We start from the raw sequence: 16,524 nt of genomic DNA on the forward strand, positions 1-16,524 counted from the left end.
CATGGAGGCCGAAATCGTCACGGCCCGGCCCCTGCCGGTCGCGGCCGGCACGATGGTCGTCGTCGTCGGCCCCAGCGGCGCGGGCAAGGACAGCGTGATGGCCTATGCCGCCCGGCAATTTGCCGGCGAGCCGCGCCTTGGCTTCGTGCGCCGCGTCATCACCCGCCCGCCGGATGCCGGCGGGGAGGCGCATGAGGCGGTCGATGCGGCCGGTTTCCAGGCGCGGGCGGCCGCCGGCGCCTTTGCGGTCTCCTGGGATGCGCACGGCCTTTCCTACGGCATTCCGCGCGAAACCCTCGACCAACTTTCGGAGGGCATGACGCTGGTCGCCAATGGCAGCCGGTCGGCGCTGCCCGCCTTCGCTGCGGCCTACGAGCGGCTGAAGGTCGTGCTGATCACCGCCCGCGCCGACATCCTCGCCGCGCGCCTCGCCGCCCGCGGCCGGGAAAGCACCGAGGCCATCGCCCGCCGGCTCGACCGCGCCGTGCCCGAGATCGTCGTCGCTGCCGATACGGTCGTCATCGACAACAGCGGCGCGCTGGAAGAGGCAGGTGATGCCCTCGTGCGCCTGCTTGCCTCCGCCCTTGCGCGGGACGATTAGGGCTCCGGCTCAGTCCGCCTTCAGCGCCTTGAAGGCGGCAAGCGCCCGTTCGCGGGCGCGGGCGTGGTCGACGATGGGTTTCGGATAGGTCCTGCCGAGATCGATACCGGCGCTCTTCAGCGCGGCCTCCGGGGCGGCGAAGGGCTTGTGGATCCAGGCGGCATCCAGGTTTTCCAGTTCCGGCACGAAGCGGCGCACATAGGTGCCGTCCGGATCGAATTTCTCGCCCTGCAGGATGGGATTGAAGATGCGGAAGAAGGGCGAGGCGTCTGCGCCGGAGCCGGCCACCCATTGCCAGTTCGCCGCATTCGAGGCCGCATCGGCGTCCACCAGCGTGTCGCGGAACCATTTTTCGCCGTGCCGCCAGTCGATCATCAGGTGCTTGATCAGGAAGGAGGCCGTGATCATGCGCACGCGGTTGTGCATCCAGCCGTGCCGCCAGAGCTGGCGCATGCCGGCATCGACGATCGGATAGCCCGTCAGGCCGCGCGTCCACAGCGTGAAGGCCTCGCCGCGTTCTTCCCAGGGGAAGGCATCGAACCGATCGTTCCAGTTCTTCTCCGCAAGGGCGGGAAAGTGGAAGTAGAGGTGGTAGCAGAATTCCCGCCAGGCCAGTTCCTTGCGGAAATGGACGAGATCGCCGGTCGGCGCGTCAAGCCCGCGCGTGGCGTGCCAGATGCGGGCCGGGGAGATTTCGCCGAGCGCCAGATACGGCGAGAGCATCGAGGTGGCGTCGAGGGCGGGATGGTCGCGGTCGGTGCCGTAGCCGTCGATCGCGCCGTCCACGAAGGTTGCAAGACGCTCCTGCGCGGCGGCTTCGCCCGGTGTCCATACCTCCCGGAAGGACGCGGCCCAGTCGGGCCTTGCCGGCGTGAGGCGCCAGTCCTCCAGGCGTTCCGACGTCAAGGGTTCGGGGAGGGCGGCCAGCGGTGCCGGCGGGTCGATCGGTTCCTGGGGTTCGCCCGCCCGTTCCAGCGCCTTCCAGAAGGGCGTGTAGACGCGAAAGGGCTTCTTTTCTCCCGTCAGCAGGCGGGTCGGGTCGTGCAGCAACTGGCCGGCGAAGCTGGTGGCGGCAAGGCCGCGCGCCTTCAGCGCGGCCTTGATCGCGCGGTCGATCGCCATGCCCGGCGGGTCGTGCCGGCGGTTCCAGTGGACGGTGTCGGCGCCGGTCTCGGCGATCAGCGCGTCGAGGACCGCATCGGCCGGCCCGCTGCGCAGGACGAGCGGCGCGCCGAGCCCGGAGAGGTTCCCGGCCAGCGCTTCGAGGGCGTGGTGCAGCCACCAGCGCTGGGCGGCGCCGAGCGCGCCGGTTCCACCCTCCGCAGGCTCAAGGACATAGAGCGGGACGACGGGGCGCCCGGTATCCGCGGCGGCGGCCAGCGCCGCATTGTCGTCGATGCGCAGGTCCTTGCGGAACCAGACGATGACCGGGGCTTGGTGCGTTGCCATCGGGCCGTCACGTCCTCTTCGGCAGGGGGCGGGTCAGGATGAAAAGGGCGCTTGCCGACAGGACGAGACCGACCACGACCGCAAGAAGAGGCGACGGCGCCGTGCGGTAATAGAAGAAACCGTAGCTCGCGACGATGAGACAGATGGCGATCGTCTTCGCGCGCGCCGAGATCGCGCCCTCGCGCCGCCAGTTCGCCAGCGGCGGGCCGAGGGTGCGGTGGTTCAGCAGCCAGTGTTCGAGGCGCGGCGAGGAGCGGGAAAAGCACCAGGCCGCGACGAGCAGGAACGGCGTCGTCGGCAGGAGCGGCAGGAAGACGCCGACAATGCCGATCGCCGTCATCAGCACGCCTGCCGCCATATAGATCGATCGCACCGGGTATCCTCGCTTCAGCCCGCGTTCGACCGTTCACATAGAGCGTCGCGTCGCCGTCTCCAAGGGCATTGATGCCGCAGGAGGGCGGGAATAATTGGTAAAGACCGGCTGAGAAGGCAGGGCTTCGCTCTTGCCTCTTCTTCCCGGGGGAGGAAGAGGCATGGTGTCGGGCGCCTTCATTCTATGGCCGATTGCCTGAGGCGGCCGGCTCATGGAGCGCGGAATGGCATATCCGCTATGGCAGGCCGTTTCTGCCGTGTCGCAGCGATCAGGCTTCCTTGCCGTTCGCCGTCGCCTTGACGGATTTTGCCTTCGCGACGATCGGCTTTTCCGTCGCGGCTTCGGCCTTCTTGCGCGGCTTGGCCGGGTCGGACTTCTTCGCCTGCGCCTTCCTGGATATCTCGATCAGCGGCGTCCTGGCGCCGGACGGCCTCGCCTCCGGGGCAAGTGCCACGCGCTCGAATTCGTCGCGCTCCTGCACGGCCTGTTCCCAGTGCTCGGCGTCATGGCCGTGCGGCCGCCCCGCCTCTTCCCAGAGCGTATAGGCCCGCTTGCTGATCCATTCCCTTCGCGCATCCGTCATCGCTAATCCCCGTTCCAGAGTGAACTGACGTCGTGCCGCCGCTGCCGCAGAAAAAGGCAGGCAGGATCGGGACACGGAACTCGCTGGATGGCCGGGACGACATTAACCGGCACGTCCAGATACCAGGCACCATGCGCTCCGGGCATCGCCCCACGGGAGCAGGTCTGCTTCATGCGATTCGCCGGGCTAGAATGCGCCCAAAGCGACGGGGCATCAAGCGGACATGGATGTGGCAGAATGACCGTTTGCCGGCCGGAAAAGGAAAAACATGCTGCCGGCTGCGGTAAACCGGCGTAATTTTGGAAAAGTTTCATGCTTGCGGGTGGACAGCGCCAATCCCGCCAACGTATTGTCCGCATGAGAGAATATTCAACGCGGGCGATGGAATCGAAAGGCAGGGCGTTTGGTAGCGGCAGGGCAACAGCATCGACCTGTTCGTCGGGCTTTTTGCCTCTTCTGTGCTGCGCTTGCCTGTCTTTTGCTGCTGATATCGATGCTCTCGGCGCCGTCTGCCGCCGGTGCCGGTTCGAAGATGCTTCGCTACGGCACCCACAAGACCGCGGGCCATCCCTCGGCGCTTCCCGATGCCGAATGCCGCAAGCGCATTGTCGCCGGGAAAGTGACGCCGCTCGACAGCACAGGCGATCTTGCCTGCCTGCCGGCGCGGGAAGCCTTTGGCCTCGAGGGCATGGTGACCGCCATGGCCATCATCGTGCCTTCGGTCTCCGGCGCGGGGCATGTGGACATGCGCGGGGCGCGTGCCCCTCCGTTGAATTTCACCTGACGACCGCCGCCGATCGTCCCGTCGGTCGCGTGCGGTCTCCCGATTTTGCCGGCATGCCGGCGCGTGAGAAGCTCTGACGTTCGAAAGCGACCGATCAAACGATGACAGGTGAAATGATTCTGGTCCTGCTGGTCTGCCTTCCCTTCGCGGGAAGCCTTGCCGCGACCATTCTGCTGCGGACCGATTCGAGGGTGCTTGCCGCGCGCATGTCCGGCGCCGTGGCCTTTGTGAGCCTGGTACTGACCGCCGCGCTCTATCCCGCGGTGCGCGACGGCGGCAAGGTCCGGATTGACCTCGAATGGCTGCCGCAGCTCGGGCTCAACGTCACGCTGCGCATGGATGGCTTTGCCTGGCTCTTTGCGATGCTCATCACCGGCATCGGCTGCCTCATCGTGCTCTATGCACGCTACTACATGTCGGAGGAGGACCCGGTTCCGCGCTTCTTCTCCTTCCTGCTCGCCTTCATGGGCTCGATGCTCGGCATCGTGCTGTCGGGCAACATCATCCTGCTCTCGGTGTTCTGGGAGCTGACCAGCATCTTCTCCTTCCTCCTGATCAGCTACTGGCATCACAATGCCGCTGCCCGCGACGGCGCGCGCATGGCGCTGACGATCACCGGGATCGGCGGCTTCTGCCTGCTCGCCGGCCTGCTCGTGCTCGGCCATATCGTCGGCAGCTACGATCTCGACGTGGTGCTTTCGTCCGGCGATCAGATCAAGGCGCATCCGCTCTACCTGACGGCGCTCGTGCTGATCCTCATCGGCGCGCTGACGAAGAGCGCGCAGGTGCCGTTCCACTTCTGGCTGCCCAATGCCATGGCCGCGCCGACGCCGGTCTCGGCCTATCTGCATTCGGCGACCATGGTGAAGGCGGGCGTCTTCCTGCTCGTGCGGCTCTGGCCCGCGCTGTCGGGCACCTATGAATGGTTCATGCTGGTCGGCATTGCCGGTGTCTGCACGCTGATCCTCGGCGCCTATTTCGCGATGTTCCAGCAGGACCTGAAGGGGCTGCTCGCCTATTCGACCATCAGCCATCTCGGTCTCATCACCACGTTGCTCAGCCTCGGCAGCCCGGTCGCCGCCGTGGCGGCGATCTTTCACATGATGAACCATGCCACCTTCAAGGCCTCGCTCTTCATGGCCGCCGGCATCATCGACCACGAGACCGGCACGCGCGACATGCGACGATTGAGCGGGCTCTTCAAATACCTGCCGATAACCGGCACGCTCGCCATGGTGGCGAGCGCGGCCATGGCCGGCGTGCCGCTGCTCAACGGCTTCATCTCCAAGGAAATGTTCTTTGCCGAGGCGGTGGAGACGCATGCCGATTCCGTGCTCGACCGCATGCTGCCCTATGTCGCCACGCTTGCCGGCGCCTTCTCGGTCGCCTATTCGCTCCGCTTCATCCACATGGTCTTCTTCGGCCCCGAGCCGACCGACCTGCCGAAGCCCAAGCCGCACGAGCCGCCGCGCTGGATGCGCTTCCCCATCGAGTTCCTGGTGCTCGCCTGCCTCGTCGTCGGCATCATCCCGTCGCTCTCGATCGGCCCGTTCCTGCATTCGGCCGTCGTCTCGGTGCTTGGTACGCGCACGCCGGAATACAGCCTCGCCTTCTGGCACGGCATCAATACCCCGCTCATCATGAGCATGATCGCGCTCATCGGCGGCGCCGCACTCTACGCGGTGCTGAAGGACTATCTTGCCAGGTGCGACGACGGCCCGCCGCTCTTCCGCCATCTCGGCGGCCAGCGCATCTTCGAGCGCGTGCTCGTCACGGTCTCGTGGAAATGGGCACGCTGGCTTGAAAGCCGTCTCAGCACCCGCAATCTCCAGCCGCAGTTGCGCCTCGTCGCGGCCGCCGGATTGCTGGCGGGCGTCGTGCCGCTCTACATGGCGGGCTTTGCGCCGAAGCCGCTGGTCTTCGGCGACATCGATCCCATCTTCGCCGCCATCTGGTGCGTCGGCGCCTTCTGCGCACTGGGCGCCGCCTACCAGGCGAAATACCATCGCCTTGCCGCGCTCGTCCTGCTCGGCGGCGCGGGCATTACGACCTGCATCACCTTCGTCTGGCTCTCCGCGCCGGATCTTGCCATCACGCAGCTCGTCGTGGAAATCGTCACGACGGTCCTCCTGCTGCTCGGCCTGCGCTGGCTGCCCAAGCGCTCGGAGAAGATCGACAACTCCGTCACCCTGTCGGCCCGCAGCCGCCGCTTCCGGGACTTCCTGCTTGCGGTCTCCTGCGGCCTCGGCATGTTCGTCTTCTCCTACGCGATCATGAACCAGCCGGTGCCGGACGCCATAGCCAGCTACTTCCTCGAAAAGGCCTATGCCGAAGGGGGCGGGCGCAACGTCGTCAACGTCATCCTCGTCGATTTCCGCGGCTTCGACACGATGGGCGAGATCGCGGTCCTGGCCATCGTCGCGCTGACGGTCTTCGCTCTCCTGCGTCGTTTCCGCCCCGCGCCGGACAGCATCGAGAAACCGGAGCAGCAGCGCATCCAGGCCGCCTATGACGCCGAACGCCCCGAGCGCTCGGCGGGCGATACGGTGCGCGATTATCTGCTGGTGCCCTCGGTCATCATGCAGTGGATGTTCCCGGTCATCATCACGTTTGCGATCTATCTCTTCCTGCGCGGCCATGACCTGCCGGGCGGCGGCTTTGCCGGCGGGGTCACCATGGCGATCGCCTTCCTGCTGCAATATCTGGGCGGCGGCGTGCGCTGGGCGGAGGACCGGCTGCGCATCCTGCCGCTGCGCTGGATGGGTGTCGGCCTGCTGCTGGCCGCGATCACCGGCATGGGCGCATGGGCGTTCGGCTATCCGTTCCTGACCAGCCATTCGCAATATGTCGAGATACCCTTCATCGGCAAGGTGCCCGCGGCGAGCGCGCTGTTCTTCGACCTCGGGGTCTTCTCGCTCGTTGTCGGCGCGACGGTGCTGATCCTCATCGCGCTCGCGCACCAGTCCATACGCATGCATCGGGTTCGCAATCTCGAAGCCCCCAAGGCGGAGGAGGCCTGATGGAACTCGTTCTTTCGCTCGGTATCGGCATCATGACAGGCTCGGGCGTCTGGCTCATCCTGCGCCCGCGCACCTATCAGGTCATCATCGGCCTCTCGCTGCTCTCCTATGCGGTGAACCTCTTCATCTTCGCGGTCGGCGGCGTGAAGTCCAATGCCGCGCCGCTGCTGGAGGAGGGCGTCGACATCTCGACGATGACCGATCCGGTGCCGCATGCGCTGGTGCTCACCGCCATCGTCATCGGCTTTGCCACGACGGCGCTCTTCCTTGTGGTGCTGCTGGCGGCCCGCGGCCTCACCGGCACCGACCATGTCGACGGCAGGGAGCAGCCGAAATGAGCGGCTGGCAGCAACACCTCATCATCGCGCCCATCGTCATCCCGCTCGTCGCGGGCGCGCTCCTGCTGTTCTTCGACGAGCGCGAGCGCGTCCTCAAGGCAATGATCAGCGTCGTGTCGTGCCTTGCGCTCGCGGCGGTCGCCATCAGCCTGTTCCGTCTTGCGAACAACGGCTCGGACGGTTTCGAGGGCGTCTACCTGCTCGGCAACTGGCCGGCGCCCTTCGGCATCGTGCTGGTCGTCGACCGGCTCTCGGCGCTGATGCTCGTCCTCGCCTCGATCCTCGCCATCCCGACGCTCGTCTTCGCGCTTGCCCGCTGGCACACCGCTGGCGCGCATTTCCACTCGCTGTTCCAGTTCCTGCTGATGGGCCTCAACGGCGCGTTCCTCACGGGCGACCTCTTCAACCTCTTCGTCTTCTTCGAGGTGATGCTGGCTGCGTCCTACGGCCTCCTGATGCACGGTTCCGGCTCGATGCGCGTCAAGGCCGGCATGCACTATATTGCCGTCAACCTCGCTGCCGCGCTCTGCTTCCTGATCGGCGTCAGCGCCATCTACGGCTCGGCCGGCACGCTCAACATGGCGGACCTTGCCGTGCGCATCGGCGAGATCGAGGGCGAGCGGCGCATGCTGCTGGAAGCCGGTGCCGGCATCCTCGGCATCGTCTTCCTCATCAAGGCCGGCATGTGGCCGCTGAACTTCTGGCTGCCGGGCGCCTACAGCGCCGCGACGGCGCCGGTCGCCGGCATCTTCGCCATCATGAGCAAGGTCGGCATCTATGTCATCCTGCGCCTCTCGCTGCTCGTCTTCGGGCAGGGGGATTCGGCCGGGCTCGGCCTCAACGTGCTGCTCTACGGCGGCATGGCGACCATCGCCTTCGGCACGATCGGGGTTCTCGCCTCGCAGGCGCTCGGGCGGCTGGCGAGTTATTCCGTGCTCGTTTCCTCCGGCACGCTGCTGGCGGTCCTCGGTCTCAACAACGGCACGGTGACATCGGGCGCGCTCTTCTACATGGTCAGTTCCACGCTGACGATCGCCGCCTTCTTCCTGCTGATCGAGCTCGTCGAGCGCGGGCAGGATGCGGGCGCATCGGTCCTCGCCGTGACCATGGAAGCCTACGGCGATGCGGACGAGGAGGACGAGGAGGTCGAGGTCGGCGTCACCATGCCCGGCACGATCGCCGTGCTCGGCATCTGCTTTGCCGCCTGCGGCATCCTGCTCTCCGGCCTGCCGCCGCTCTCCGGCTTCGTCGCGAAATTCGCCATGCTGTCGGGCATGATCGGAACGGGCGCGAACAGCGAAGCGCCGATCGCCGCGTCGGCGTGGTGGATCGTCGCCCTGCTCATCCTGTCGGGACTGGCGGCGCTGATCTCGATGACCCGCGCCGGCATCCGCACCTTCTGGGCCTCGATGGAGGGCACCGTGCCGCGGGTCCTCGTCATGGAGATGGCCCCGGTCATGCTCTTGATCGCGCTGACGCTGGCGCTCACCATCAAGGCCGGCCCGGCGATGGGGTACATGGAGGAGACCATCCGCAATCTGCAGCAGCCGGCCGCCTATATCGATGCCGTGATCAATGCGCGCCGCGCTGGTGTCGCCGAACCGAGCGGGCCGGATGGCGGGGGAGGGCTCTGACATGCTTCCCTATCCGCTGCTCAGCGCCTCGCTCGTCATCATGTGGCTCGCCCTCAACGGCTTCACGCTCGGCCACCTCATCCTCGGCTGCATCGTGTCGGTCTTCGCCTCCTGGGGCATGGCGGCCCTGCGACCCGTAAAGCCGCACCTGCCGAAATGGTATCTGCTGCCGAAACTCATCGGCATCGTGCTCTACGATATCCTGCGCTCGAACCTCGCCGTCGCCTCGATCCTCATCACCGGCGGCCGGCGCAAGCACAAGTCCGGCTTCATCACCGTGCCGCTCGATCTTGAAAACCCGACGGCACTCGCCGTGCTCGCCGTCGTCATCACCAGCACGCCGGGCACGGCCTGGCTGGAATACAATTCGCTCAGCAAGACGGTGCTGATCCACGTCCTCGACCTCGTCGACGAAGCGGAGTGGCAGGTGCTGATCAAGACCCGCTACGAGGCGCTGCTGATGGAGATCTTCAAATGAGCCACACGATCCTCGCCTGGTCCGTCACCATCGCGCAGGTATTCCTCGCCATCGCCATGGCGCTTGCGGCGCTGCGCATGTTCCGCGGCCCGCGCGCGCAGGACCGCGTGCTGGCGCTCGACACGCTCTATGTGAACTCCATGCTGCTGCTCATGGTCTTCGGCATGCGCACCGGCAGGGTCATCTATTTCGAGGCTTCGCTGGTCATCGGCATGCTCGGCTTCGTGGCAACGGTCGCACTTGCCAAGTTCCTGATGCGCGGGGAGGTGATCGAATGAGCGTGATCGAGCATGCGGACGACCTGCCGGCCTGGGCGGCGCTTGCCGTCTCCTTCTTCCTCGTCGTCGGCGCCGGCCTGACGCTCATCGGCACGATCGGCTTTGCCCGTCTGCCGTCCTTCTACGAGCGCATCCACGCACCGACGCTCGGCACGAGCTGGGGCACGGGCGGCATCGTCATGGCCTCGATGATCTTCTTCACCGTGCTCGCCACCCGCCCCGTCGTGCACGAGATCCTGATCGGCATCTTCGTGACGGTGACGACGCCCGTCACGCTGATGCTGCTCGCCCGCGCGGCCCTGCATCGCGACCGGGCGGAGGGCAATCCCGAGGTGCCGGCCGAGGCGCCGCTCCCGCGGGAGGCCGAGGGCCAGCCCGCCGCGGGCGAATAGCCGCGAGGCTTCCATTCCATCGTCATTTCCGGACGGGCCGATCTCTGATCGGCCCGTTTTTCATGGGCGATGAAGCTGCTCATGGATGATTGGCGCTTGACAGCCGAAGCTCGCCGCATAATGCTAAGATGTCAGACCAATTTGAGAAGCTGACACGAAACAGGGGAATTGGCATCATGCCAGGCGAACCGAGCGACAGGCCGCAGATCGAGCCGTTGCCGCCCATCGACCGGGCGCGGCAGGTGACGGAGGCGCTCGCCTCCTATATCGACCGCGCCAGCCTTGCGGCCGGCGACCGGCTGCCGGCCGAGCGCGAGCTGATGGCGGCGCTGGCGGTCGGCCGCTCGACGATCCGCGAGGCGATCCGCCATTTCCAGGCGCTCGGCGTCATCGAAAGCCGCAAGGGCAGCGGCACCTATCTCCTGAAGCCGATCACGACGGCAACGGTGCACATGCCGCTCTCCTTCGATGCGGTGCATCTGCGCGACGTGCTGCTCCAGACGCTGGAGGTCCGCCGCGGCATCGAATGCGAAGCCGGCATGGTCGCCGCGCGGCGGCGCACGGATGAGGATGTCGCCATCATCGAGGAGAAGCTGAACGAGATGGAACGCGTTCAGCTCGCCAAGGGTACCTCCGGACCGGAAGACCTCGCCTTCCACCTCGCCATCTATGACGCCACGCACAATCCGCTGTTCAAGCAGCTCCTGGAGCAGATGCGCGGCGCCTTCGAGCGATTCTGGGAAAAGCCGTTCAACCGGCCGGACTTCGCCCGCCGTTCCTTCCCGTTCCACCGCACGCTTTTCAACGCCGTCGCCGCCCGGGATCCCGAGGCGGCGCGGACGGAAACCCTGAAGATCCTCGCCGTCGTCGAGGAAGACATCAAGGACATGTCCCGATGATCAACGGAGCCGATCCGTTCGACTTTGCCGCCCTCACCGTCGCCCATGACGAGGCGAACGCCTTCGACGCGGTGGTGCCGCCCATCGTGCAGACCTCGCTCTTCACCTTCGGCAGCTATGACGAGATGGTGGCCGCCTATCGCGGCGAGATCGTGCGGCCGATCTATACCCGCGGCCTCAACCCGACGGTGCGCGCCTTCGAGGAGATGCTGGCCAAGCTCGAAGGCGGCGAGGACGCGCTGGGCTTTGCGAGCGGCATGGCGGCGATCTCCTCCACCGTGCTTTCCTTCGTCGAGCCGGGCGATCGCATCGTCGCCGTGCGTCATTGCTACCCGGATGCCTTCCGCCTGTTCGGCACGCATCTCAAGCGCATGAAGATCGAGGTGACCTATGTCGACGGGCGCGACGAGGAGGCGGTGGCAAAAGCCCTGCCGGGCGCCAGGCTGCTCTATCTCGAAAGCCCGACGAGCTGGGTGATGGAGGCGCACGATGTCGGCGCGCTCGCCGCTCTTGCCCGGCGCCACGGCATCGTCAGCGTCATCGACAACAGCTGGGCGAGCCCCGTCTTCCAGCGGCCGTTGACGCTCGGCGTCGATCTCGTGCTGCACTCGGCCTCGAAATATCTCGGCGGCCACAGCGACGTCGTCGCCGGTGTCGTCGCCGGCTCGAAGGAACTGGTCGGCCGCATCCGCTCGGAGGCCTATCCCTATCTCGGCGGCAAGCTCTCGCCCTTCGACGCATGGCTGCTCGTGCGGGGCCTGCGCACGCTGCCGATCCGCATGAAGGCGCACGAGGCTTCGGCACTCGAAATCGCCAAACGGCTTCAGGCGCTCGACATCGTCGACAAGGTCTTTCACCCCGCGCTCGCCAACCGCCTGCCGCCGGGATTGACCGGCACGTCGGGCCTCTTCTCCTTCACCTTCCGCGAGGGCATCGACATCCGCGCCTTCGCCGACCGCCTGACGCTCTTCAAGCTCGGCGTCTCCTGGGGCGGGCATGAGAGCCTGATCGTGCCGGGCGAGGTGGTTCTTCAGCAGAAAGCCGAGCCCAATTCCGCGCATGCCTTCGGCATCGATGCGCGGTCCGTGCGTCTCCACGTCGGCCTGGAGGGAACCGAGGCCCTGTGGAGTGATCTGGACGCGGCGATAACCGCCGCGACCGAAACCTGACGTCAAACTTCGAAGCAAAACCAGAAAAGAGGGAACGACCATGAAGAGACTTTTGACTGCAGCACTCATCACCACCCTGATGGCGTCGAGCGCATTGGCCGATACGACGCTCAAGCTCGTCGAGGTGATCACCAGCCCCGAGCGCACGGAGACGCTGAAATCCATCGTCGGCAAGTTCGAGGCGGAAAACCCCGGCACCAAGGTCGAGATCATCTCGCTGCCCTGGGGCGAGGCCTTCCAGAAATTCGCCACCATGGTCTCGGCCGGCGAAGTGCCCGATGTCATGGAAATGCCCGACACCTGGCTGTCGCTCTATGCCAACAACGGCATGCTGGAGAGCCTGGAGCCGTATCTTGCCAAATGGGAGCACACGTCCGGCCTGACTGCCCGCGCGCTGGAACTCGGCCGTGACATCGACGACACGGCCTATATGCTGCCCTACGGCTTCTACCTGCGCGCCATGTTCTACAACAAGAAACTGCTCGAAGAAGCCGGCGTCTCCGAGCCGCCGAAGACGCTGGACGAATTCGCCGAAGCCTCCAAGAAGGTTTCGGCACTGCCCGGCAAATACGGCTATTGCCTGCGCGGCGGCCCGGGCGGGCTCAACGGCTGGGTGATGTTCGGCGCCTCCATGGCCGGCGACAACAAATTCTTCAACGAGGACGGCACCTCCACCTTCAACAGCGAAGGCTGGGTGAAGGGCCTGACCTTCCTGATCGACCTCTACAAGAACGGTTATGCCCCGAAGGACAGCGTCAACTGGGGCTTCAACGAGATCGTCGCCGGCTTCTACTCCGGCACCTGCGCCTTCCTCGACCAGGACCCGGACGCGCTCATCGCCATTGCCGAGCGCATGAAGGCGGAAGACTACGGCATCATGACCATGCCGAAGGGACCGGATGGGAAAACCTTCCCGACGATCGGTTTCGCCGGCTGGTCGATGTTCGCCTCCAGCGCCAACAAGGATCTCGCCTGGAAGCTGATCGGGACGCTCGAAGGCCCGGAGGGCAATATCGAGTGGAACAAGCGCACGGGCGCGCTGCCGGTGCACACGTCCGCGGAGAAGGACCCGTTCTATGCCAGCGAGCAGTTCAAGGGCTGGTTCGCCGAGCTGGAGGACAAGGATGCCGTGCCGACCGTGATGCCGACGCATCTGGAGGAGTTCGCCTTCTTCAAGGATTCGCTGGTCATCAAGACCTCGCAGGAAGCCCTTCTCGGCGACATCACGCCGGAGGACCTTGCGGGCCAGTGGGCAGACTACCTGACCAAGGCCCAGCAAAAGTTCCTCGCCAAGAAATAGGCTGAGGAACGCTCCGGGCGGAGATACGAGGCTCCGCCCGGAGATATATTTTGAACGCCCCGCCACCTTCAACGGAAGCGAGACGATGACCCTTGCCGCCCATCCGCACGCCGTGCGGCCGCTCAGGAAGCGGATTGCCGACGCATCGGAACCCTATCTCTACAGTGCGCCGGCGCTGATCCTCATCATCGCCGTCATGCTGGTGCCGCTGGTGCTCGGCATTTCCTATGCGTTCCGCGATATCCAGCTGCTGAACCCGCTTTCCGGCGGCTTCATCGGGCTCGATCATTTTCTCGCGCTCAGCGAGGACCAGGCGTTCTTCCGCGCGCTGCGCAACACGCTGTGGTGGACTGGCGCCTCGGTCTTCCTGCAATTCCTCTTTGGCCTCATCCTCGCGCTGCTGCTCGACAAGCCCTTTGCCGGCCGCGGCCTCGCGCAGGCGCTGGTCTTCCTGCCCTGGGCGGTGCCGAGCTTCCTCGCCGGCCTCAACTGGGCCTGGCTGTTCAACCCGGTCATCGGCCCGCTGCCGCACTGGATGCATGCGCTCGGCATTCTCGACGCGCCGAACAACATTCTTTCCGATCCGCACCTCGCCATGTGGGGGCCGATCGTCGCCAATGTCTGGTGGGGCATTCCCTTCTTCGCGATCACCCTGCTCGCCGCGCTTCAGGCGATCCCGCGCGATCTCTACGAGGCCGCCAGCATCGACGGGGCAGGGCCGGTGCAGCGTTTCCTCTCGATCACCCTGCCGTTCCTCGCGCCCACCATTGCCATCACCATCCTGCTGCGCACCGTCTGGATCTCGAATTTCGCCGACCTCATCGTCGTCATGACGAATGGCGGGCCGGCCGACCGCACGCAGATCGTCGCCAGCTACATCTTCACGCAGGCCTTCAGGCGCCTCGATTTCGGCTACGCCTCGGCCATCGCCCTCGTGCTGCTGGTCCTGCTGCTGGCCTATTCGATGCTGATCGTGCTTTTGCGCCAGACGCTGCTGAACAAGGGGTGAGACCATGAGAAGCAAGCCTTTCCTCACCGTGGCGCACCGGCTCGCGATCCTCGCCTATATCGTCGTCGCGCTCTTTCCGCTGTTCTGGCTGCTGAAGGTCTCGGTGACGCCGAACGACCTGCTCTACAGCGAAGGCGTACGGATGTGGCCCTCGCGCGCCACTTTCGAGCACTACACCTTCGTCATCGCCCACAGCGCCTTTCCGACCTTCTTCAAGAACAGCCTGATCGTTGCCGGCTCGACGGCCGTGGCGGTTACCATCCTCGCCTCGCTCGCCGGCTACGCCCTGTCGCGCTTCCGTTTCCGGGCGAAATACTGGATCGTCGCCTTGATGCTGATCACGCAAATGTTCCCGCTGGTCATGCTGGTCGCGCCGATCTTCAAGATGCTCTCGCCGCTCGGCCTCACCAACAGCCTCACCGGCCTTATCATCGTCTACACCGCCTTCAACGTGCCCTTCGCCACCTTCCTCATGCAGTCCTTCTTCGACGGCATCCCGAAGGACCTGGAGGAGGCGGCGATGATCGACGGGGCGACGCAGTTCGTCGCCTTCCGCCAGATCATCCTGCCGCTGACGCTGCCCGGCATCGCCGCGACGCTCGGCTTCGTCTTCACGGCCGCCTGGAGCGAGCTGCTCTTCGCGCTGATGCTGATCTCCGGCAACGACGCGGCGACCTTCCCGGTCGGCCTTCTCACCTTCGTTTCGAAATTCTCGGTCGATTTCGGGCAGATGATGGCGGCGGGCATTCTCGCGCTCATCCCGGCCTGCCTCTTCTTCCTCCTCATCCAGCGCTACCTCGTGCAGGGCCTGACGGCCGGCGCGGTCAAAGGCTGAAAGGGTCTTCCATGGCTTCCATCGACATCCAGGACATCCGCAAGAGCTTCGGCGCCTTTTCCGTGCTGCACGGCGTCGATCTCACCATCCGAGACGGCGAGTTCATCGTGCTGGTCGGCCCCTCGGGCTGCGGGAAATCCACGCTGCTGCGCATGATCGCCGGGCTGGAGGACGTCACGTCCGGCGACATCCGCATTGACGGCAAGCGGGTCAACGACCTTGCCCCGAAGGATCGCGACATCGCCATGGTGTTCCAGTCCTACGCGCTCTACCCGCATATGAGCGTCGCCGACAATATGAGCTACAGCCTGAAGCTCCGTCGCACCGCCAAGGAGAAGATCGCCAGCGCCGTCGGCGGGGCCGCTGCGAAACTCGGCCTCGATCCGCTGCTGGAGCGCCGCCCGCGCGCGCTTTCCGGCGGCCAGCGCCAGCGTGTCGCCATGGGTCGCGCCATCGTGCGCCAGCCGAAGGCCTTTCTCTTCGACGAGCCGCTGTCCAACCTCGATGCCCGCCTGCGTGAGCAGATGCGCGCTGAAATCAAGAAGCTGCACGGCGATCTTCATGCGACTTCCATCTACGTCACCCACGACCAGATCGAGGCGATGACGCTGGCGGACCGGATCGTCGCCATGCATGCCGGCGTCGTCCAGCAGGTCGGCACGCCGCTCGATCTCTACGACCGGCCGGCCAATCTCTTCGTCGCGGGCTTCATCGGTTCGCCGGGCATGAACTTCTTCGAGGGGCGCTATCTCGTTTCGGGTGATCACGCGGACCTGCGGCTGGCGAACGGGGTGACCTTGCCCGTCCCGCGGCGGGCCGGCATCGAATCAGGCGCGACGGCGACGCTGGGCATCCGCCCCGAGCATGTGGTGCTCGATGCGCATGGCGCGCTGGAGGCGAAGGTCGACCTCATCGAGCCGACGGGCTTCGGCATCATCATGCATGTGAGCATCCACGATGTCCCGATGAAAATTTTCACGCTCGACCGGGCGATGCTGGATCCCGGTCCGGCGGTCCGCGTCGACCTGCCGCAGGAGCGGCTTCACCTCTTCGGGACGCAGGGCCAGCGGGTGGAATGAAACGGGATCGTGAACACGATTTCGGTCCCGTCCAAAGACAATGTTAACCTTCATTTCCTAACCATCTACGCATCCCTATCGGCAATGATCGTCGAGTTTGCAGGTTCATGCGTATTTCCAGAACAAACTTCTACCCCATCCTTGAAACCGAAGAGGGAGCCGGCGAACAAGCGCCGTATTATTCCCGCGAAAACAATGCCTTGCCGGAATCCCTGCCGCAGGCCGACGATTGGCATGCAGCCGGAGAGCCGGTCGCCAACGACGAGGACTATCGCCCGCGTTTCCGCTCGCCGGTGCTGAGGA

General features: G+C 65.5%; 17 protein-coding genes. 14 read left to right on the top strand and 3 right to left on the bottom strand.

Annotation, left to right across the window (positions count from 1 at the left end; genetic code table 11):
- Position 1 precedes the first annotated feature (1 nt).
- Complete coding sequence (gene phnN, locus shn_RS24770) at positions 2 to 601, top strand: phosphonate metabolism protein/1,5-bisphosphokinase (PRPP-forming) PhnN (protein ID WP_064333166.1); 600 nt, start codon at positions 2 to 4, stop codon at positions 599 to 601.
- Between the two features lie 9 nt (positions 602 to 610).
- Here the strand turns inward: phnN and shn_RS24775 are convergent, their stop codons facing one another.
- The 3 genes from shn_RS24775 to shn_RS24785 form a co-directional block, all read right to left on the bottom strand.
- Entirely contained in the window at positions 611 to 2,050 is a 1,440-nt protein-coding gene (locus tag shn_RS24775; RefSeq protein ID WP_064333167.1) for a deoxyribodipyrimidine photo-lyase, read from the bottom strand.
- Positions 2,051 to 2,057: 7 nt separating this feature from the next.
- On the bottom strand, positions 2,058 to 2,423 hold the full coding sequence (locus tag shn_RS24780; protein ID WP_064333168.1) for a YbaN family protein: 366 nt from the start codon (positions 2,421 to 2,423) through the stop codon (positions 2,058 to 2,060).
- A 268-nt stretch (positions 2,424 to 2,691) separates the two neighbouring features.
- Positions 2,692 to 3,006, bottom strand: a complete 315-nt coding sequence (locus tag shn_RS24785; RefSeq protein WP_064333169.1) for a DUF2934 domain-containing protein — start codon at positions 3,004 to 3,006, stop codon at positions 2,692 to 2,694.
- 532 nt (positions 3,007 to 3,538) lie between these two features.
- Between shn_RS24785 and shn_RS24790 the strand changes: the two genes are divergently transcribed.
- From shn_RS24790 to shn_RS24850, 13 genes are all read left to right on the top strand, one after another.
- Positions 3,539 to 3,790, top strand: a complete 252-nt coding sequence (locus tag shn_RS24790) for a hypothetical protein (RefSeq protein ID WP_145926047.1) — start codon at positions 3,539 to 3,541, stop codon at positions 3,788 to 3,790.
- A 101-nt stretch (positions 3,791 to 3,891) separates the two neighbouring features.
- Positions 3,892 to 6,810, top strand: coding sequence for a monovalent cation/H+ antiporter subunit A (locus shn_RS24795; protein WP_064333171.1), 2,919 nt, complete (start codon positions 3,892 to 3,894; stop codon positions 6,808 to 6,810).
- Positions 6,810 to 7,148: a Na+/H+ antiporter subunit C gene (locus tag shn_RS24800; RefSeq protein WP_064333172.1), complete on the top strand. Its 339-nt coding sequence runs from the start codon at positions 6,810 to 6,812 to the stop codon at positions 7,146 to 7,148. The genes shn_RS24795 and shn_RS24800 overlap by 1 nt, the downstream gene beginning before the upstream one ends.
- Entirely contained in the window at positions 7,145 to 8,782 is a 1,638-nt protein-coding gene (locus tag shn_RS24805) for a monovalent cation/H+ antiporter subunit D (RefSeq protein ID WP_064333173.1), read from the top strand. Before shn_RS24800 ends, shn_RS24805 begins: the two co-directional genes overlap by 4 nt.
- A 1-nt stretch (position 8,783) precedes the next feature.
- Positions 8,784 to 9,260, top strand: coding sequence for a Na+/H+ antiporter subunit E (locus tag shn_RS24810; protein WP_064333174.1), 477 nt, complete (start codon positions 8,784 to 8,786; stop codon positions 9,258 to 9,260).
- Entirely contained in the window at positions 9,257 to 9,538 is a 282-nt protein-coding gene (locus shn_RS24815) for a K+/H+ antiporter subunit F (protein WP_064333175.1), read from the top strand. Before shn_RS24810 ends, shn_RS24815 begins: the two co-directional genes overlap by 4 nt.
- A gap of 2 nt (positions 9,539 to 9,540) precedes the next feature.
- Complete coding sequence (gene mnhG, locus shn_RS24820) at positions 9,541 to 9,930, top strand: monovalent cation/H(+) antiporter subunit G (RefSeq protein ID WP_371328619.1); 390 nt, start codon at positions 9,541 to 9,543, stop codon at positions 9,928 to 9,930.
- Between the two features lie 176 nt (positions 9,931 to 10,106).
- The gene (locus shn_RS24825) at positions 10,107 to 10,829 is read left to right on the top strand and encodes a FadR/GntR family transcriptional regulator (protein WP_064333177.1); all 723 of its coding nucleotides are present in this window, start codon (positions 10,107 to 10,109) and stop codon (positions 10,827 to 10,829) included.
- Positions 10,826 to 11,998 carry a PLP-dependent transferase gene (locus shn_RS24830; protein WP_064333178.1) on the top strand — a complete coding sequence of 391 codons (1,173 nt, stop codon included), beginning with the start codon at positions 10,826 to 10,828 and terminating at the stop codon, positions 11,996 to 11,998. The genes shn_RS24825 and shn_RS24830 overlap by 4 nt, the downstream gene beginning before the upstream one ends.
- 40 nt (positions 11,999 to 12,038) lie before the next feature.
- The gene (locus shn_RS24835) at positions 12,039 to 13,298 is read left to right on the top strand and encodes a sugar ABC transporter substrate-binding protein (protein ID WP_064333179.1); all 1,260 of its coding nucleotides are present in this window, start codon (positions 12,039 to 12,041) and stop codon (positions 13,296 to 13,298) included.
- Positions 13,299 to 13,383: 85 nt separating this feature from the next.
- On the top strand, positions 13,384 to 14,307 hold the full coding sequence (locus shn_RS24840; RefSeq protein ID WP_064333180.1) for a carbohydrate ABC transporter permease: 924 nt from the start codon (positions 13,384 to 13,386) through the stop codon (positions 14,305 to 14,307).
- A 4-nt stretch (positions 14,308 to 14,311) separates the two neighbouring features.
- Positions 14,312 to 15,142 carry a carbohydrate ABC transporter permease gene (locus shn_RS24845; RefSeq protein WP_064333181.1) on the top strand — a complete coding sequence of 277 codons (831 nt, stop codon included), beginning with the start codon at positions 14,312 to 14,314 and terminating at the stop codon, positions 15,140 to 15,142.
- Positions 15,143 to 15,153: 11 nt separating this feature from the next.
- On the top strand, positions 15,154 to 16,221 hold the full coding sequence (locus shn_RS24850) for an ABC transporter ATP-binding protein (protein WP_064333182.1): 1,068 nt from the start codon (positions 15,154 to 15,156) through the stop codon (positions 16,219 to 16,221).
- Positions 16,222 to 16,524 lie beyond the last annotated feature (303 nt).

Source organism: Shinella sp. HZN7, from assembly GCF_001652565.1.
GTDB lineage: Bacteria > Pseudomonadota > Alphaproteobacteria > Rhizobiales > Rhizobiaceae > Shinella > Shinella granuli.

What these genes read in the sequence shown, in the direction of transcription:
- shn_RS24810 (WP_064333174.1), top strand. Translation starts at nt 8,784, where the DNA reads ATGCTTCCCTATCCGCTGCTCAGCGCCTCGCTCGTCATCATGTGGCTC.
- shn_RS24795 (WP_064333171.1), top strand. Translation starts at nt 3,892, where the DNA reads ATGACAGGTGAAATGATTCTGGTCCTGCTGGTCTGCCTTCCCTTCGCG.
- shn_RS24825 (WP_064333177.1), top strand. Translation starts at nt 10,107, where the DNA reads ATGCCAGGCGAACCGAGCGACAGGCCGCAGATCGAGCCGTTGCCGCCC.
- shn_RS24775 (WP_064333167.1), bottom strand. Translation starts at nt 2,050, where the DNA reads ATGGCAACGCACCAAGCCCCGGTCATCGTCTGGTTCCGCAAGGACCTG.
- shn_RS24805 (WP_064333173.1), top strand. Translation starts at nt 7,145, where the DNA reads ATGAGCGGCTGGCAGCAACACCTCATCATCGCGCCCATCGTCATCCCG.
- shn_RS24790 (WP_145926047.1), top strand. Translation starts at nt 3,539, where the DNA reads ATGCTTCGCTACGGCACCCACAAGACCGCGGGCCATCCCTCGGCGCTT.
- shn_RS24815 (WP_064333175.1), top strand. Translation starts at nt 9,257, where the DNA reads ATGAGCCACACGATCCTCGCCTGGTCCGTCACCATCGCGCAGGTATTC.
- shn_RS24845 (WP_064333181.1), top strand. Translation starts at nt 14,312, where the DNA reads ATGAGAAGCAAGCCTTTCCTCACCGTGGCGCACCGGCTCGCGATCCTC.
- shn_RS24800 (WP_064333172.1), top strand. Translation starts at nt 6,810, where the DNA reads ATGGAACTCGTTCTTTCGCTCGGTATCGGCATCATGACAGGCTCGGGC.
- shn_RS24785 (WP_064333169.1), bottom strand. Translation starts at nt 3,006, where the DNA reads ATGACGGATGCGCGAAGGGAATGGATCAGCAAGCGGGCCTATACGCTC.
- shn_RS24830 (WP_064333178.1), top strand. Translation starts at nt 10,826, where the DNA reads ATGATCAACGGAGCCGATCCGTTCGACTTTGCCGCCCTCACCGTCGCC.
- shn_RS24850 (WP_064333182.1), top strand. Translation starts at nt 15,154, where the DNA reads ATGGCTTCCATCGACATCCAGGACATCCGCAAGAGCTTCGGCGCCTTT.
- shn_RS24835 (WP_064333179.1), top strand. Translation starts at nt 12,039, where the DNA reads ATGAAGAGACTTTTGACTGCAGCACTCATCACCACCCTGATGGCGTCG.
- phnN (WP_064333166.1), top strand. Translation starts at nt 2, where the DNA reads ATGGAGGCCGAAATCGTCACGGCCCGGCCCCTGCCGGTCGCGGCCGGC.
- shn_RS24840 (WP_064333180.1), top strand. Translation starts at nt 13,384, where the DNA reads ATGACCCTTGCCGCCCATCCGCACGCCGTGCGGCCGCTCAGGAAGCGG.